At 40.6% G+C, this 16,161-nt stretch carries 19 protein-coding genes; 8 read left to right on the forward strand and 11 right to left on the reverse strand.

Annotated elements, in window-relative coordinates; translation table 11 throughout:
* Nucleotides 1–19: 19 nt before the first annotated feature.
* A complete protein-coding gene (locus tag Q4550_RS02885) occupies nt 20–1,330 on the reverse strand; it encodes a glycoside hydrolase family 68 protein (RefSeq protein WP_303530216.1) in 1,311 nt (436 codons plus the stop codon).
* Between the two features lie 399 nt (nt 1,331–1,729).
* On the opposite strand from Q4550_RS02885, the gene Q4550_RS02890 reads away from it, so the two are divergent.
* Nucleotides 1,730–3,079, forward strand: coding sequence for a dipeptidase (locus Q4550_RS02890; RefSeq protein ID WP_303530218.1), 1,350 nt, complete (start codon nt 1,730–1,732; stop codon nt 3,077–3,079).
* A gap of 48 nt (nt 3,080–3,127) precedes the next feature.
* Here the strand turns inward: Q4550_RS02890 and Q4550_RS02895 are convergent, their stop codons facing one another.
* The 4 genes from Q4550_RS02895 to Q4550_RS02910 all read right to left on the reverse strand — a co-directional run bounded on the left by Q4550_RS02895 (nt 3,128) and on the right by Q4550_RS02910 (nt 5,508).
* Nucleotides 3,128–3,466 carry a hypothetical protein gene (locus Q4550_RS02895; protein ID WP_226616228.1) on the reverse strand — a complete coding sequence of 113 codons (339 nt, stop codon included), beginning with the start codon at nt 3,464–3,466 and terminating at the stop codon, nt 3,128–3,130.
* Between the two features lie 16 nt (nt 3,467–3,482).
* A complete protein-coding gene (rpsN, locus tag Q4550_RS02900; RefSeq protein ID WP_303530219.1) occupies nt 3,483–3,752 on the reverse strand; it encodes a 30S ribosomal protein S14 in 270 nt (89 codons plus the stop codon).
* Nucleotides 3,753–3,994: 242 nt separating this feature from the next.
* Nucleotides 3,995–4,327, reverse strand: coding sequence for a potassium channel family protein (locus tag Q4550_RS02905; RefSeq protein ID WP_194220467.1), 333 nt, complete (start codon nt 4,325–4,327; stop codon nt 3,995–3,997).
* 176 nt (nt 4,328–4,503) lie between these two features.
* Nucleotides 4,504–5,508, reverse strand: a complete 1,005-nt coding sequence (locus Q4550_RS02910; protein ID WP_303530222.1) for an SDR family oxidoreductase — start codon at nt 5,506–5,508, stop codon at nt 4,504–4,506.
* Between the two features lie 175 nt (nt 5,509–5,683).
* Here Q4550_RS02910 and Q4550_RS02915 point away from each other — a divergent pair, with 175 nt between their 5' ends.
* Nucleotides 5,684–6,154, forward strand: a complete 471-nt coding sequence (locus Q4550_RS02915; RefSeq protein WP_303530224.1) for a nucleoside deaminase — start codon at nt 5,684–5,686, stop codon at nt 6,152–6,154.
* A gap of 44 nt (nt 6,155–6,198) precedes the next feature.
* Here the strand turns inward: Q4550_RS02915 and Q4550_RS02920 are convergent, their stop codons facing one another.
* The gene (locus tag Q4550_RS02920; protein WP_303530226.1) at nt 6,199–6,405 is read right to left on the reverse strand and encodes a DUF6007 family protein; all 207 of its coding nucleotides are present in this window, start codon (nt 6,403–6,405) and stop codon (nt 6,199–6,201) included.
* A gap of 190 nt (nt 6,406–6,595) precedes the next feature.
* Here Q4550_RS02920 and Q4550_RS02925 point away from each other — a divergent pair, with 190 nt between their 5' ends.
* Together Q4550_RS02925 and Q4550_RS02930 are read left to right on the forward strand one after the other, a co-directional pair.
* On the forward strand, nt 6,596–6,883 hold the full coding sequence (locus tag Q4550_RS02925; RefSeq protein WP_303530228.1) for a hypothetical protein: 288 nt from the start codon (nt 6,596–6,598) through the stop codon (nt 6,881–6,883).
* Nucleotides 6,884–7,155: 272 nt separating this feature from the next.
* Nucleotides 7,156–7,281 (forward strand): hypothetical protein, encoded by a 126-nt coding sequence (locus Q4550_RS02930; RefSeq protein ID WP_303530230.1) that lies wholly within the window; start codon nt 7,156–7,158, stop codon nt 7,279–7,281.
* 113 nt (nt 7,282–7,394) lie between these two features.
* Here Q4550_RS02930 and Q4550_RS02935 read toward each other — a convergent pair whose 3' ends face one another.
* Together Q4550_RS02935 and Q4550_RS02940 are read right to left on the reverse strand one after the other, a co-directional pair.
* The gene (locus Q4550_RS02935; RefSeq protein ID WP_303530232.1) at nt 7,395–8,600 is read right to left on the reverse strand and encodes an MFS transporter; all 1,206 of its coding nucleotides are present in this window, start codon (nt 8,598–8,600) and stop codon (nt 7,395–7,397) included.
* Between the two features lie 216 nt (nt 8,601–8,816).
* Nucleotides 8,817–9,239 carry a flavoprotein gene (locus Q4550_RS02940; RefSeq protein WP_303530233.1) on the reverse strand — a complete coding sequence of 141 codons (423 nt, stop codon included), beginning with the start codon at nt 9,237–9,239 and terminating at the stop codon, nt 8,817–8,819.
* Nucleotides 9,240–9,384: 145 nt separating this feature from the next.
* On the opposite strand from Q4550_RS02940, the gene Q4550_RS02945 reads away from it, so the two are divergent.
* The gene (locus Q4550_RS02945; protein ID WP_194220458.1) at nt 9,385–10,959 is read left to right on the forward strand and encodes a peptide chain release factor 3; all 1,575 of its coding nucleotides are present in this window, start codon (nt 9,385–9,387) and stop codon (nt 10,957–10,959) included.
* Nucleotides 10,960–11,004: 45 nt separating this feature from the next.
* On the opposite strand, the gene Q4550_RS02950 is transcribed toward Q4550_RS02945, so the two are convergent.
* Nucleotides 11,005–11,334, reverse strand: a complete 330-nt coding sequence (locus Q4550_RS02950) for a winged helix-turn-helix transcriptional regulator (RefSeq protein ID WP_242057336.1) — start codon at nt 11,332–11,334, stop codon at nt 11,005–11,007.
* A gap of 124 nt (nt 11,335–11,458) precedes the next feature.
* Between Q4550_RS02950 and Q4550_RS02955 the strand changes: the two genes are divergently transcribed.
* On the forward strand, nt 11,459–12,280 hold the full coding sequence (locus Q4550_RS02955; RefSeq protein WP_303530235.1) for an STAS domain-containing protein: 822 nt from the start codon (nt 11,459–11,461) through the stop codon (nt 12,278–12,280).
* 81 nt (nt 12,281–12,361) lie between these two features.
* Here the strand turns inward: Q4550_RS02955 and Q4550_RS02960 are convergent, their stop codons facing one another.
* Both Q4550_RS02960 and Q4550_RS02965 read right to left on the reverse strand, forming a co-directional pair.
* Nucleotides 12,362–13,060, reverse strand: a complete 699-nt coding sequence (locus tag Q4550_RS02960) for a Type 1 glutamine amidotransferase-like domain-containing protein (RefSeq protein WP_303530238.1) — start codon at nt 13,058–13,060, stop codon at nt 12,362–12,364.
* A gap of 122 nt (nt 13,061–13,182) precedes the next feature.
* Nucleotides 13,183–14,700 (reverse strand): BCCT family transporter, encoded by a 1,518-nt coding sequence (locus Q4550_RS02965; protein ID WP_283152857.1) that lies wholly within the window; start codon nt 14,698–14,700, stop codon nt 13,183–13,185.
* Between the two features lie 377 nt (nt 14,701–15,077).
* On the opposite strand from Q4550_RS02965, the gene Q4550_RS02970 reads away from it, so the two are divergent.
* Nucleotides 15,078–15,281 (forward strand): hypothetical protein, encoded by a 204-nt coding sequence (locus Q4550_RS02970; RefSeq protein ID WP_194220454.1) that lies wholly within the window; start codon nt 15,078–15,080, stop codon nt 15,279–15,281.
* 9 nt (nt 15,282–15,290) lie between these two features.
* A complete protein-coding gene (locus Q4550_RS02975) occupies nt 15,291–15,920 on the forward strand; it encodes an STAS domain-containing protein (RefSeq protein WP_303530242.1) in 630 nt (209 codons plus the stop codon).
* Nucleotides 15,921–16,161: the final 241 nt, after the last annotated feature.

A 16,161-nucleotide genomic window follows, 5' to 3' on the forward strand; every position in this document is an offset into this window, starting at 1 on the left:
TTAGTCTGGTTTCCCAGTTTTAGTGTGATGGCATGATTTGCCCTGGCTTAAGTGCGCCGTTTACTTTTGTTTCGTTACCATGGATCGAAAGTTTAAGCGTTGGTGCAAATGTACCGCCATATTGAAGCTCACCATTTTCATCACGATACTCATTGACAAAGCTAATAACTGTACCGTTCGGCATAACTGCATGAGAGTATGTCATGAAAGGGTCATCTTCAGGATTTGCTACAACAAGACCATTGCCGTTAAGTGGCTCGTAGTCACCGCGAAGAGAATCATTCGTAAAGCCATAAAGACCATCTGGACCAGTTAATCCAGGAGCAAATGTAAATTTATGTGTGATTGTAAAGAGATAGTACTCTCCACCTTTAACAAGAAGGTGTGGACGCTCAAGCTGCTGGTTAACACCGTTTGATTCAAGTAGTGGTGGAAGCAATTCAAAGTCTGTTAGATCTTCATTCTGTGCTTCAGCAATCCCAACGTTCCCGTTGTAATCTTCAGCGCCAACTGGTACATCGTGCGTTTCACGGAAATCAGCATCACCAATGTTTTCTGGGTCTAGTGATTTGTCGTCTCCAGCTGTATTTCCTTCAAAGATTAAGTATTCTTTTCCTGTCTTAGGATCCTGGAAGAACCATGGGTCACGGAATGAATAAATGATATTACCAGTTTTTTGTTCTTGCGTTTCATAGTACTCACCGTCTGCTTCAGCAAGGATTTCGTGCTCACCAAAGTTGCTTAGCTCAACAGATTTGGATTTTTTATCTGCTTCGATATCAAAGGTTGTTTTCGCAAGACGTTGTTCAAATGTAGTTTGCTCTTCACCTTTACGACCTGAAGCTGTATAGAAAAGATGTACCTTACCATCATCATCCATCATCGCTGAACCAGCCCATTGACGAGAACCTAGGGCATCTTCGGAATCATAAGCGAGCCCGCCCATTTTCCAATCTTTCCCGTTCTTCGAGTAGAAGTAGCGAATTTGAGCTTCGTCATGTCGGCCACCCCATGTATATTCTCTAGATGCCGTAAGGGCAAAAACAACCTGATAACCTTTTACTTGAGCAATTGATCCATCACGGTTACGTAGCGGCCATGTATCCCAAACCCAATAGTCTGGAGCCACTTCCTCTACGTTGTCAATGTTAGGTGCAGTGTTATCTTTTGATAAGTCATAGTCTTGCGCATCTTGACGTGACCATACAGCTGTTTCAGCTTCATTTTCAGCTGCATTCGTTGTTAATGGCGTACCTGCAAATCCACTTACTAGCATAATTGTCGATAGTGCAATCCCCTTAAATACAGAAGACTTTTTCACGTTCCCCATCTGCCACACTCCTCAAAATATTAGTTGATTGTTTCGTTCGCCATAACTGTATGGAAAATATGTGAACACGTCAATAAGCTCGAAAAGTCACATTTCATACACAACTTTTGATACGTAAACCCTAATCCCTCAGAAAAGAAAGCGGTTTGCAATCGTAAATTGAAAAGGTTTCCAAACCGAAAATAAATAGTTCTTTCTTATCAGGAATCGATTCCACATGGAGGTATTTAGACTCATTCAATATGACAACTGATTAATATGAATGTAATATTCTTAATCTTATAATCAAGCCAACGTTATCATTTTACCTTTTTTATCCATTGTTATAATACACCCTGATGTGCAAATAAGCCACACTCGACTATAATAAGGACAACATAATAGAGGAGGAAAACCTATATGCAAAAAACCATCGAACAACATAAAAATACGTTCCTTAATGAACTAGAAGAGTTTCTAAAAATCCAAAGCATTTCAGCCTTGCCAGCCCATAAGTCAGACGTCCAAAAAGGGGCTAAGTGGGTCGCCAGTTCTTTAGAAAAAGCTGGTATGGAAAACATTGAAGTCATCGAAACAGACGGCCATCCGATCGTTTACGCCGACTGGCTTCATGCGGAAGGTCAACCGACGATTCTTATCTATGGCCATTATGATGTACAGCCCGCTGACCCACTCGATCTTTGGGAAACACCGCCATTTGAACCCGTTATTCGTGATAATAAGATCTATGCTCGCGGTGCAACAGATGACAAAGGACAGCTGTTTATTCATATCAAAGCGATGCAACTGTTGATGCAAGAAGATGGCAGGCTACCCGTCAATGTGAAGTTCTGTATAGAAGGTGAGGAAGAAATCGCAAGTCCACATCTTGGACCTTTTATTGAAGAAAACACTAATAAGCTCGCTGCTGACGCTGTTGTGATTTCAGATACTTCTTTTATAAAAGAAGGATTACCTGCCATTTGTACGTCTCTCCGCGGCGCCCTTGCGATGGAGGTGAAGGTAAAAACAGCGAATACTGATCTCCATTCAGGAGTTTATGGTGGCGGTGTTCCAAACGCGGTTCATTCCCTAGTTCGGCTACTCGATAGTCTTCATAACGAAGATGGATCCATTGCTGTAGATGGATTTTACGAAGGGGTACCAGAACTAACAGAAAAATTAAAAGAAGAGATTGCTCGTATTCCATCTGATGATGAAGCGATGAAGCAAGAGCTCGGACTAACTTCTTTATTTGGTGAGAAAGGATTCACCTTCAAGGAACGGACAGGCATTCGGCCGACGCTCGAATTGAATGGCATTTCAGGTGGCTACCAGGGTGATGGGATTAAGACGATTGTTCCATCAGAAGCAACTGGTAAAATTAGCTGTCGTCTCGTTGGTGATCAGGATCCCCAACATATCTATGATTTAATCGAAAAACACCTACTCGAGCATCAACCTGCTGGTACTACGATGACCGTAAATCAATTTATTCAAGCACGTCCAGTGTCGCTTGATTCAAATGATCCGATGATTCAAAAAGCGGCAGATGCTTATGAAAAAGTATACGGCGAGCGCGCTCTCTTCCCTAAAGAAGGTGGATCAATTCCAATCGTAGAAGTGTTCGCTCGCGTTCTCGAAGCACCCGTCGTCCTTATGGGCTTCGGCTTACCATCAGAAAACTTGCATGCTCCAAATGAACATTTTCACATTGAAAATTTCACAAAAGGAATTGAAACGGTTTGTACCTACTTCAAATCACTGTAGTTCCTAAAAAGACGAGAGGCGGCTCAATTGCGAGCCGCCTCTCTTCATTTAGAACGTGAGATAACCTTTTATGACCCTTTTTCCACTCGAAGGTTGCTCCAACCATTTCATACGCTGAAGCTTTTCATCCAATCTTGCGGCAATCTTCCATTCAATCCGATGCATCATTGTTCTCGCCTTATAAGCTGAGATATCAAACTGATTCGCTGCTTCATGATAAGGGGAATACTTTTTCAGAAGGTTAAGGTATTGATCTGGTGTAGCCGCTGATTGTATTAATCTTACTTCCAGTTCATCGATGAACTGATAGAGGGCTTTCTCCTTCTCAGGAAGCTTCGCCACGATATCACGAACGAGCATCTTCAACAAATGTTCATTGCACTCCATATCTTCCCCTACCCTTTTACCAGCTTGACTTCTTTACCCCAGGGATCTGCCCCTTATGAGCATATTCACGAAACGCAATTCTAGACATTTTAAATTTCCTTAAATATCCCTTAGGACGACCAGTCACTTCACACCGATTATTCAAGCGTGTTGGTGATGAATCACGTGGGAGCTTTCGTAACGCTTCAAAATCTCCTTTTGCCTTCAACTCTTGCCTTAGCTCAGCATACTTCATGACGATCTCCTGGCGCTTTTGTTCTTTTACTACCTTCGACTTCTTAGCCAACCTAATTCATCCCTTCATCTATTCTAATTTATGCTATTCGTTTTGGCACCGTGCATAGGGTACTTATCCACAACCTATACCGATAGCTCGCTTTTTACAAATCGTAAACTTTACGATTTGTATTATATGCTTGTATTCGTTATAACGCAAGGGATGAAACTCCGCATCAAATGCGTCCTAATGAATAATAAAAAAGCCCAACTTCATTTCCAGTTGAGCCCTTTCTTTGTCATCACTACATATTAATCTTGTTTTCTTTTACTTCTCCCCATATGTAAAGCAAGCTTATTAATAAATCCAAGAATAAGACCAACTCCTGTGAACAAATAAATGATCGTGAAAATTTTCCCGAAATCGGTTTGTGGACTAAAATCCCCAAACCCTACAGTTGTTAGCGTGACAACACTAAAGTAAAGCGAATCTAACACGGACCAACTTTCAACAGTGTGATAGAAAATCGTTCCAGAGACGAGTGTAATCGTCGTAAGAAAGAAGAGAACTTGAAATTCTTTATCCTTAATCGCTTTCCATAATGCTGACAACATCCTCTTTAAAGTAAGAAGAAATGATATCATCTTGACCTCCTTCTGTTTCGTTGATAAAATCGAATGTTTTTCCCTCACATCGTTCAACTACATACAATAGATTATTCTAGCATAACAACAAAAACCTGACGGATCGCCGCCAGGCTCTGTCCTTTTCCCTCTATTCACTCAATCAGGTAAGATCGCTACATTTTCGAATGGCAACGTCATCGTGATTCCGCCATACGTAAAAGGGCTTTCTCCTTCTCTCTTGTAAGTCCAGCTTTTAGTGGGGTCTCGTCATTTCGAATGGGTAGCCAATTTATAACATCGTGAATCGTTTCTTCAAGAGGGCGAAGGCTCAATCCTTCACGAAGCGCCCGATCAACATTCGTCTCAGCTGCACTCATTGATTCAGGAAGCCAGAGCGGTAATTCCGTCCACGGCGCTATTTCATTTTCAAGAAGAAATTCTTCGTTTACCCAACGAAAAACCGCATTACTTCCACTCGCCTTTTTACATGAGGCAAGCACTTCCCCCATTGTACTCATTCTTTCTCTCCCGGTCACATTGTACGCGCCCGCAACCCTTTGTTCCGTCATTCGCAATACCCAATCAGCAAGATCTCGCACATCTATGAATTGTACTGGACGCTCAGGATTTCCTGGCGCTAGAACTTCACCACCCTCGTGAATTCGCTTAACCCAGTAAGTAAAACGATCTGAATAATCGTACGGCCCTACAACGAGTCCAGGTCGAATATGAAGAACCCGACCATTCAAATTCTTTTCTGCAACAGCTTCACACTTCGCTTTTAGTGCACCATAATGCTCGTTGTAAATCGGTCCAGCTGTTCCTGCTGTGATACGTTCCGCTTCCGTATCTGAGATTTCCTGAAGAGGCGAACTTTCTGTACATGGCTTTTCTCCGAAATCTTGATAAGCTGAAACACTCGATATATATGTATAATGATTAACCCTATCTTGTAAAAGCTTCGTCGATTTATTCACTGTTCTCGGAATAAACCCTGACGTATCAATTACAGCATCCCACTTTCTTCCCGCTAAACTGGATAAATCTCCATCACGATCTCCGATAATCGTTTCAACTTCCGAAAATTGTTGCTTATTAGTCCCTCTATTAAATAGCGTAACCGTATGTCCCTTCTCTAAAGCTCTCTCTGTTACATATCTTCCAATAAAACGTGTTCCACCAAGGATTAATAGTTCCATTCTCATTCCCCCTTATTTTGGTAATTACATTAATCAAAAATCCCTCCTCCTCGCTCTTTAGTCGTTAAGAAAACACTTCGCCTTAACATCCCAATCTCCTGTATGGAAATTTATTAGATCTTATAGGGAATGCTGTGGAATATGTCTAATTATTAGGGTACAGGAGTGTGATGAAATGACAGAGAAAGATTGGTTAACACATGCAATCCAGCTAGCATCTAAAAGCGTAACTGAACATGACGGTGGGCCATTTGGTGCAATCGTCGTCAAAAATGGCGTTGTTATAGGCGAAGGATTTAATCAAGTGACAACGGATCATGATCCTACTGCCCATGCAGAAGTCGTTGCGATTCGAAACGCATGTCAAAAACTCGGGACGCATCAGCTTGAAGGCTGTGTCGTTTACGCAAGCTGCGAGCCCTGCCCGATGTGCCTTGGAGCGATCTACTGGTCTCGCCCAGACCGCGTATATTTTGCTGCATCGAGAAATGAAGCAGCCGACGCTGGGTTTGATGATGCCGTGATCTATAACGAAATTGAGAAAAAGCCTGAACAAAGAACCATTCCGTTTCACCATATTGAAATGGATGAGAAGAACGAACCTTTTCAAAGCTGGGAAAAGCATAAGAATCGAATAGACTACTAAAAAGAAGGATGTGCACGATGCGCATCCTCCTTTTTAGTAATTTATTATCTTCTCTTCACAAACCGCTGAACATACTTTGATATCGCAAACAGACCAATTGTACAACAAAAGAAAATGATTATGTTAATAAAGATGTCGATCAGTCCATCATCAGGCAGATAAGAAAACAACAAAATAGCTGGAAGAAACAATACTACTTCCCATATGGCAATGCCCTTTAATAAACCTCGTACATCCAACTGATGATTCATCTATCCTTTCACTTCCTTATAGACACAGTCATTCAATAATCCTTCCACTTCTTCCTATCGAATACCTTTTCTTATCGCAATTAGATTGGAGAAATTTCAAATTCAAATGACGTTTTACTTGAAAATCATATTTGTACCCTTCCGTTCATAGCATAATGTTGTATCAAAATTCGCGAAGGAGGGGATTGAGATGTCTGAGGGAAATTCAACAAAAGAAGATAATATTGTGAAGAAGACATCAAAAACCGCAAGTGATCTTGTGAATAAATCCGCTGACACAGCGAACGATATTGTGAAGTCAGTTAGCGGAGAAGGCGGTCTTGTAGGAAAAGCTGCTGACGCTTCTACAGACTTTGTTAAGAATGTGAGTAAAGCAGGAAACAAAGTCGTTGGTAAATCTGTTGATACCGCCTCAAATGTATTTAAAGGAGCGTCTAAAAAAGTTTTCGGTAAGAAAAAAGACAAAGATAAAGAGTAAAAAATATAAACGAAAAGGACTCCGAGATTCGGAGTCCTTTTCGTTTATCTATCTTCTAGGGGATCTTAATCATTAGTGGCTGATTGGGGATTTTGACCAGTAATTAAATTACCGTCTACTTGCATGTGATCTGACCAGTTATCTTCTGTAACAAAATTACACGATATAACATAACCGCCCTAGAAAATAAGGCTAGCCAGTATACATTCACTCCCAAAACGTTAAAAGAAGCGTTTGAAGCTGGCGTTCAAGGAGAAGTTGACAACATAGCCATGTATGAGAAAGTAGCGGATCTATCAGACCTGCCGCAGGATGTCCAAACCGTAATGACAAAACTTGGTGATGCCTCAAAAAATCATCTTGCTGCGTTTCAAAATGGCTTTAGTCAGTATGAATGAATAAACGATCCCTACCACTACATTCGTGAAAGGGATCGCTTTGTTCAGCAACCGTTCAATTGTTTCTTCACTAACTTAGAATTAAACACTAAAGAACTTTCTACATCATCCTCCTATGCTTTTCTCTCCATAGCTCGTAGCCATCCTGTAAGCACGACCGCTCCGACAACCATAATTGCTCCAATCCAAGGCGTGTGAATTAGACCAATGGAATCAACGATGACGCCTCCAACAAATGAGCCAATCGCTATTCCAACGTTAAACGCAGCGATATTAAGTGCAGATGCCACGTTAACGGCAGATGGCACATATTTTTCAGCAAGATTCACTACAAGTACTTGCAAACCAGGAACATTCATAAAGGCAAACAAACCCATGAAGAAAATCGAAATGATGCCGGCCACTTTAAATGGAAGGGCTAACGTCATAATTAAGAGAATGATTGCTTGCATTACGAACATCCAAAACAGTGCTTTTAATGGGTTCTTATCCGACGCTTTCCCACCAATGACATTTCCAATCGCTACGGCAACACCATAAACGAGCAAAATCACACTAACAAATTTCACGCTAAGTCCTGTAACATCTTCAAGAAGTGGGGCTAAATACGTAAAGGCAACGAACGTACCACCGTAACCTAGTGCTGTAATCGCAAATGCTAAGAGTAATTTTCCATTCGTTAAGATCTTCACCTGTTCACTAAATTTCGCTGGCGGTGATTCTTTCAAATCTTTTGGCACGAGAATCGCACTTGCGATAATCCCAATCACACCAAGTAGGGCGACACCAAGGAACGTTGCTCTCCAACCAAAGGCTTGTCCAATAAATGTTCCAAGCGGAACCCCGGTTACGGTCGCGACAGTTAATCCTGTAAACATAAAGGCAATCGCACTTGCTCGCTTATTTTCTGGAACAAGGTCTGCCGCAATCGTTGATCCGATTGAGAAGAAAATCCCGTGTGAAAATGCTGTAATAAATCGGGCAACGAGTAGTAAACCGAATGATGTGGATATTCCAGCTACAAGGTTACCAATGATAAAAACGACCATTAATGACATGAGGAGCGTCTTCCGATTCATTTTTCCCGTTAAAGCAGTTAGAACCGGAGCACCAATTGCTACTCCGATGGCGTAACCTGAAATCAATAGGCCAGCAAGTGTAATCGAAATCGATAGGTCATCTGCAATAGAAGAAAGAAGGCCAACAGGAACAAATTCGGTTGTTCCAATTCCAAATGCACTAATCGCGAGCGCTAAAAGGGCAAGAGTACCACTGGATTTTTCTTTCGAATGTGACATTGTATGTGTTTGAGAACTCATAAAGCGAATTCCTCCTTGAAATTTTTTAAGTGCCAAGCAGAAAGACGTCTTCTCTCTCGGCTGTACAACTGATTATGCAGTCTTCCAAGCCGATATGTAAGTACGCACTTTACTGTAATATAGGTACCTTGAAGTGCCTAATGAGTCATAACAAGCTCTCTGCACAAAAAAATCCTGATAAACGGATCCGTTTATCAGGAGCTTCAAATGTATTAACTATTTTTCTTCCGTCTGAAACGCTGTGATGTGTTCAATCGGAACCCCAGCTTCAATGTAACTTCTCACAAGCTTCCAATTCCCTTGTACCCCTTTTCGAAAAGTATCAAAAAAGACACTCCCAGTTTCACTTTGTTTGCCATCTACCTCAATAGAAGCAAAAATAATTGCAAGCATTTCATTTCTTCGAACCGGTGTAACAGCGAGCTTCTTTAGTACCCATTTCGTTCCGTTTTTTTGAAAAGCCGAAAACGCTTGATCCCAGCCTTGAATCGATTCCTCATACCCAAAATCATATAGCTCAGATTGACTTGAGATTTCTCTCGCCTGATAAGTATCGCTTATTTTATACTTTATTTCATCTAACGAAGACTTCCGCCAGCTTGATAGAAAATCATCTAAATATTCTTCAAATCCACTCATATCGCTCATTCCCCTTTCGCTATTCATTTCGATCTATTTTCACCGAATCCTTTCTCACTATTTTCGTACCCTTCATGCAATAGGAACAACCGTAAGAATATGTTATATTACATAAGAAGTGATATTGAAAGGACTAATTGACATAATGAGTAACCATAAAGAATTACAAGAAGAAATAAAGAAGAGACGGACCTTTGCGATCATCTCTCACCCTGATGCTGGTAAAACGACTTTGACTGAAAAACTTTTGTTCCTTGGCGGCCAGATCCGTTCAACAGGAACAGTTAAATCAAGAAAATCTTCCAAGTACGCGACATCAGATTGGATGGAAATCGAGAAACAGCGTGGTATATCTGTTACATCGAGTGTGATGAATTTTAACTATAAGGGACATACGATTAACATTCTGGATACACCAGGACACGAAGATTTCAGTGAAGATACGTATCGTACGCTCCTAGCCGTAGACAGCGTTGTAATGATTATTGATGCTGCAAAAGGTGTTGAGTCTCAAACAAAGAAGCTTTTTAAAGTTGTTAGTGAGCATGGTATCCCCATCTTCACGTTCATTAACAAAATGGATCGTCAGGGCCGTGAACCTTTAGAACTACTTGAAGAAATTGAAGAAGTTCTTGGCATCGAGTCTTACCCTATGAACTGGCCAATCGGTATTGGTCAATCGTTCCAGGGCGTTTACGATCGTCATCAGAAAGCCGTTGAATTCTACGATACAGAAGGCGACAATAAACAGGCGATCCAAATCTCAGATTTAGATGATCCCGTCCTTAAAGAAAAAGCTGGCGAAGATCTTGTGAATCAACTTCAAGAAGACGTCTTGCTACTTGATGAAGCAGGTGCAACTTATAGTGAAGAAGCATTGCAATCAGGGAAGCAGACACCAGTATTTTTCGGAAGTGCGATTTCAAGCTTCGGCGTTCCAACTTTCTTAAATCACTTTCTTGAACTTGCTCCTTCCCCAGCTCCTCGTGAGAGTTCTGAAGGCGAAGTGAAGCCAGATGAAGAAACGTTCTCAGGCTTTATCTTTAAAATCCAGGCGAACATGAACCCTGCTCACCGTGACCGCGTTGCGTTTTTACGAATCGTATCGGGTACTTTTGAAAAAGGGATGGAAGCATGGCTTGAGCGCACAGGTAAAAGTTTGAAACTCTCTCAAGGTCAGCTTTTCTTTGCCTCCTCCCGAGGTAATGTTGAAAAAGCGTACCCTGGAGATATTGTCGGTCTTTATGATTCAGGAACATATCAAATTGGCGACACGCTCGTAGGCTCTAAAAACGTTTATTCGTTCGGAGCTCTACCAACCTTCCCACCTGAGCACTTTGCGAAAGTACGTGCCCAAAAAGCGATGAAGCAAAAACACTTCTACAAAGGTGTGCAACAGCTTTCTGAAGAAGGTGCAATTCAAGTTTATCGTACCGCTCACTGGGATGAAATTGTTATTGGCGTTGTCGGTCGTCTCCAATTTGAGATTTTTGAATACCGCATGAAAGGTGAGTACAATGTTGATATTCAGTTCGATACAATGCCTCACCAGCATGCACGTTGGATTGAAACGGATAACCCGGAAGATAAAGTAGATAGCGTTCGTAATATGCTTGTCTATGATCAGCTAAAACGCCCTGTTCTTCTATTCCAAAATGACTTTGCGCTAAGATGGTTCCAGGATAAAAATCCGGATATTCCATTAAGAGAATCAAGATAAGCCATAAGATACAAAAAAAAGGAGCGTGCATCTGCACACTCCTTTTTAGTTTGCAATCGTTTCTTCTGAACGAGTGCGATGGGTCTTTCCCCACTTCTCCATCTCGTGAAGCAGTGGTTCAAGTTCATAGCCATAAGACGTCAATGAGTATTCAACTTTGGGTGGGATATCATCTGATTCCTCACGATTCACTAACCCATCCACTTCAAGTTCTTTCAAATGTTTAATAAGCGTTTGATGAGGTATGCGCGGAATCACCTTTTTGATCTCGCTAAACCGAAGAGGCTTCTCCACTAATTCTAGCAGCAAAACAGCTTTCCACTTCCCACAGACAACATCAAGCGTCGTTTTCATATCTTCTACAGACCTGTTCAACTTAACCCTGCACCTCCAGGTATATAGTAATATACTTCTTCACAAAACAGTGCATTGTAGTAAGATAAGCATATAATAAATTTATTTTACCACAAGTATACCGTATTGCTAGAAGGGAGTTTCTATGTCCGAACAATATTCTCACTCTATCCATCGCTTAGGACAATCTATATTACAAAACATAGATGATATCACAGCCAACACTAGACATTTAATTGATATGAACACTCAATTACGGAGCCTACCAGGCAACTCTTATACTTTCACTGAACGCATTCTAGTTTCTCTAGGTGAGTCCATTGAAGCAGGAGAAATTTCTTATCCATCTGAAGATCTCCAAAGATTTGAAGAGGAAGAAAACTTCCCTGCTTATTTAGATACAATTTTAATGAGCATAACAGCAATGAAAAAGTCCTTATTGACTTACATGGAAGATCACCAACATACATTTTCTTTGACAGTGTCTGATGTTATTACTATATCGAAATTAATAGATCCCTTGATCGATCATTCGATTAACCTTTTTACCGAAAGCTACCTTGATAAAAAAACTCGTAGCCTTCAGAAACAGTATATTCAAGATGATGCACTAACTGTCCCAATCATTAAAATCTCCTCTAACGTAGCCATTTGCCCGATCATTGGTGAAATTGATGAACAACGCGCGAATCTCATTCTTGAACGCACGTTAATGGAATCAAGTGCGAAGAAAATCCGCTCGCTGATTCTTGATTTATCAGGCGTAGCCACACTTGATACGATGATGACCCAGCATCTCTTTAAAATCGTTGATTCTCTCGAAGTGATGGGTGTTGAAATTATTGTGACAGGTGTAAGTTCTGATGTTGCTATAGGTGTAGTATCACTAGGACTTGATTTGCAATCTCTGACTATCGAGCAGAACCTAGAAGGGGCATTAAAGTCACTAGGAATGTTGGAGCGTTAACCTCCAGCCTGTAAACAATCCAGAAAAGCCGCACCTCTATCCGTGAGATGCGGCTTTTCTAAGTACAATCGCCTTTTCTCATCATGACCGATCTGCACCAAGGTAGAGGGTTTCAATCTTTTCTTCAATGGACTCATTTTTATTAACCTTATATGCACTCGCTTCTTTTCTTGAACTAATAGCTACTTTAAGCGATTGGTCAAAAAAATGAGCGGCTACTCCATCATCAAGGGCGATTCCTGGTTGCATTTGCGCATTATCAATCATTTGATGATAGGCAGGTTTTCGTTCTTCTTCTCCATCAAAGTGGGGACAGCAACTCCCCTTTAGAAACCCAAGACACTTCAGTGACTCGAGCTTATCTCCATACGAATCCGTGAGTCCTTCTTCAAACCAACAGATTGCCCCTGCACTAATTCCAGCTAAAATGATGCCTTTCTCCCAGGCTTTCTTCAATATATGATCTAAGCCCCATTCTTTCCAGAGCACCATTAGGTTCTTGGTATTTCCACCACCAACGTATATTATGTCTTGATTTAATAGAAACTTTTCAATATTTTCACGCGGCTTAAATAGAGACAAATGAGAAGGAATACAGAGCTGATTTTCAAAGAAGGCATAGAATTTCGCTATGTATCCTTCCGCATCACCGCTTGCGGTTGGTATAAAACATATCTTAGGTTTCATACACTTTGCTTGATTAAGAATGTATGTATCTAAGAGTGGGTTATCCTGTTCCATCGAAAACCCACCGCCTCCCATGGCTATAATTTGCTTCACGTTGTCTCTTCCTTTCCATACGAACGATAAGACTTACTGTGATCATTAATTCCCGATCCAATAGCTTTATTCCTGCAAAAAAAGCTGTGTACCATTCATCAGGTACACAGCTCTTCAACAAATTACACTGCTTTTTGCTGCATCTTTTCTCGTTTTCTCTTTGATAATACTTCCTTGCTTGCTGCTTTAAAGAAGGAATACCCCATAAGGAGGACAACGATTGAAAATGGCAATGCCGCAAGAATCAGCATATTTTGTAGTCCTTGCGTTCCACCGAAGTACACAATAATGGCAGCCATACCGGAAAGCGTTAAGCCCCAGACAATCTTAATCATCGCAGATGGGTTTAATGACCCCGTCGTACTCAGCATACCTAACACAAACGTTGCTGAATCTGCTGATGTAATGAAGAAGATAGCGATGACGAAAATCGTGATAAAAGACATCAGGGTCCCAAGAGGATACTCTTGTAAAACCGCAAATGTGGCTGTCTCAATCGAATAATCCGAAATCGTTGCAATTCCACTCTGCTGAAGATCGAGCGCCGAGACACCAAAGACTGCAAAGAAAATAAAGCAGACAATAGATGGAACAAATAAAACCCCAAGCATAAACTCTTTTATTGTTCGACCTCTTGAAATTCTCGCAATAAAAATCCCAACAAATGGAGACCAAGAAATCCACCAGGCCCAGTAGAAAATCGTCCAGCTATCGACCCATAAGCGTTGATCATTGTTAATCGGCTCAATGTGGAAACTCATATCAAAAAAGTTTGAGATATAACCGCCTAAAGAACCCGTAAACATGTTCATAATGTAAAGCGTTGGTCCTACAATTAGGAGGAGAATCATAAGGGCAAATCCTAGAAGCATATTAATGTTACTTAAATACTTAATCCCTCTTTTTAATCCTGACCATGCGGAGGCAATAAACAACGCTGTTGAAATAACAAGAATCAGCAGCTGTACAGAGAAGTTTGCTGGTGTGTTAAATAAAAATTTAAGACCCTGATTAATTTGTGCAGACCCGAAGCCTAGGGTAGCTGCAACTCCTACCACTGTAGCGACAACAGCAAGAGTATCGATCATGTACCCAAGCGTCCCCTGCATCCTCTTTTCTCCAAACAAAGGGGTTAGCGTAGCGCTAATTAATCCAGGATATCCTTTATGAAACTTAAAATATGCTAGCACGAGAGCAACGAGCGCGTAGACAGCCCATGCGTGTACACCCCAGTGAAAAAAAGAAAACTGTAGAGATTCCTCAATGGCTCTTTCTGTTCCTAATTCACCACTCGGGCTGCTTTTGAAGGCGTGAGAAATTGGTTCTGCAGTTGTCCAAAACACCATCCCCATTCCCATTCCAGCGCTAAACAACATAGCAAACCACGTTGGCAGGCTGAATTCTGGCTTGTCGTCTTTTCCACCGAGCTTAATATCTTTAAATCTAGAGAAAATCAAATAAATACAGAAGATTAGAATAGCCACAACAATTAGCAGATAGTACCACCCAAATCGACTAGATATGTATGTGGTTGCCGTAGATGTTACTTCCTGTAAATGCTCCGGCCAAATAGCTCCCCATAAAACAACGAGCAAACAGACAATAAGACTATACCAAAAAACTAGTGTAGCATTTTTCATTAACTCACCTCTCGTACTAATATTTACTATGTAAAAGTCCCTATCCTTCTAGAAAACTAAACGCTTTACCTTTATTGATAAAACCATTTAATAGGAGAATAAGACAATACGCATTTTGTTTCCATCTACTTAGATGTCGTGTTTTTTCTGCAATTTCCATGTCCCAATTTTACTGATACCCTAATCATCAAAATCTAATCCAGAAATTGTGAAATGAATGAAAATTTATTTCATATCTTCTATTCTTTCACCTCTATCGAATGTAATCTTTCAACTTACAATCATATTTCATAGTATTTTTTCTATCTATCAGCTTCATGTTAAGTTAGTATAGATATATAAGATTTTTTAGATGAATGAGAAAAGAGGTGTATGAAATGATTCATTCTAATATCCCTACCTATACTTCAATAGAAGATGCATCTCAAGATGTCTTAGAGGTTATGAGTAAATTCGTTGGCGTAAATACATTTTTTGTAGCCAAAAACGATAAGACTGATGTTGACATTATTTCCTCATTCAACCGTGATGAAATTATTCTGGAGTCAGGTTTTGAAACCTTATATCGAGATTCCTACTGACAATTCATCGTGAAAGGCGGTCGTGAACCCCTTATTATTGATGATTTAGCAACTCATGATTCAACCAAAGGTATGGAAGTAACCAAAGATCTCGGTGGTGGCTCATTAATTGGGGTGCCCATTTATTATAGAAACGGAGATAACTACGGTACTTTATGTGGTCTTGATCTTAAACCATTTCACTACACCCAAGATCACGTTGATTTATTTAAAGCGATGGCCAACCTTCTTGGAAATGTCCTTGAATTAGAAAGAGCGAATACGGAAATCGAATCACTTTCTGTGCCCATCGTTCCCATTTCCGACGAAGTAGCCATTCTTCCGATCATCGGAGACGTTAATGAAGTTCGGACAGAGCGATTAATGGAACGCGCTCTCGCTGAGAGTGCAAAGAACAACCTTGATTACCTCATTTTCGATTTATCAGGTCTAGTTAAGATTCACAGCCAAAGTGCGACGAATCTTCTTAAAATAGGAGACTCTCTTAAGCTCGTCGGTGTCCAAATGATCGTAACAGGGATTCGGCCAGATCTCGCTATAAAAGCGGTTCAAGCCTCAAGTGACTTTGACCAAATTGTTGTAAAATCAAATCTTCAACAGGCTTTGCACTGGATCGGATATAGTTTAATCAAAACATAAAAACAAAGACTGCCAATTGGCAGTCTTTGTTTTTATGTTGATTTCCTTGAATAAGAAACTTCTTCAATCATTGTAAAATCATGCTGTAAACATTCTAAACATTTTCGGATGACTCCTCATTATTATAAAGCCCATATTCTCCAGTATTCATGACCAATCGCCTGAGCCAAAAATCGAGAATCCACAGTAAAAGCTAAAATAAAAAGAAGTTTATCCACTTGTTGATAAACTTCCTGTTCGT

Origin of the sequence: Anaerobacillus sp. 1_MG-2023, from assembly GCF_030547345.1 — a bacterium.
Lineage (GTDB): Bacteria > Bacillota > Bacilli > Bacillales > Guptibacillaceae > Guptibacillus > Guptibacillus hwajinpoensis_B.

What these genes read in the sequence shown, in the direction of transcription:
- Q4550_RS02945 (WP_194220458.1), top strand. Translation starts at nt 9,385, where the DNA reads ATGAGTAACCATAAAGAATTACAAGAAGAAATAAAGAAGAGACGGACC.
- Q4550_RS02920 (WP_303530226.1), bottom strand. Translation starts at nt 6,405, where the DNA reads ATGAATCATCAGTTGGATGTACGAGGTTTATTAAAGGGCATTGCCATA.
- Q4550_RS02935 (WP_303530232.1), bottom strand. Translation starts at nt 8,600, where the DNA reads ATGAGTTCTCAAACACATACAATGTCACATTCGAAAGAAAAATCCAGT.
- Q4550_RS02905 (WP_194220467.1), bottom strand. Translation starts at nt 4,327, where the DNA reads ATGATATCATTTCTTCTTACTTTAAAGAGGATGTTGTCAGCATTATGG.
- Q4550_RS02955 (WP_303530235.1), top strand. Translation starts at nt 11,459, where the DNA reads ATGTCCGAACAATATTCTCACTCTATCCATCGCTTAGGACAATCTATA.
- Q4550_RS02915 (WP_303530224.1), top strand. Translation starts at nt 5,684, where the DNA reads ATGACAGAGAAAGATTGGTTAACACATGCAATCCAGCTAGCATCTAAA.
- Q4550_RS02970 (WP_194220454.1), top strand. Translation starts at nt 15,078, where the DNA reads ATGATTCATTCTAATATCCCTACCTATACTTCAATAGAAGATGCATCT.
- Q4550_RS02895 (WP_226616228.1), bottom strand. Translation starts at nt 3,466, where the DNA reads ATGGAGTGCAATGAACATTTGTTGAAGATGCTCGTTCGTGATATCGTG.
- Q4550_RS02910 (WP_303530222.1), bottom strand. Translation starts at nt 5,508, where the DNA reads ATGGAACTATTAATCCTTGGTGGAACACGTTTTATTGGAAGATATGTA.
- Q4550_RS02940 (WP_303530233.1), bottom strand. Translation starts at nt 9,239, where the DNA reads ATGAGTGGATTTGAAGAATATTTAGATGATTTTCTATCAAGCTGGCGG.
- Q4550_RS02965 (WP_283152857.1), bottom strand. Translation starts at nt 14,700, where the DNA reads ATGAAAAATGCTACACTAGTTTTTTGGTATAGTCTTATTGTCTGTTTG.
- Q4550_RS02890 (WP_303530218.1), top strand. Translation starts at nt 1,730, where the DNA reads ATGCAAAAAACCATCGAACAACATAAAAATACGTTCCTTAATGAACTA.
- Q4550_RS02930 (WP_303530230.1), top strand. Translation starts at nt 7,156, where the DNA reads ATGTATGAGAAAGTAGCGGATCTATCAGACCTGCCGCAGGATGTCCAA.
- Q4550_RS02925 (WP_303530228.1), top strand. Translation starts at nt 6,596, where the DNA reads ATGTCTGAGGGAAATTCAACAAAAGAAGATAATATTGTGAAGAAGACA.
- Q4550_RS02885 (WP_303530216.1), bottom strand. Translation starts at nt 1,330, where the DNA reads ATGGGGAACGTGAAAAAGTCTTCTGTATTTAAGGGGATTGCACTATCG.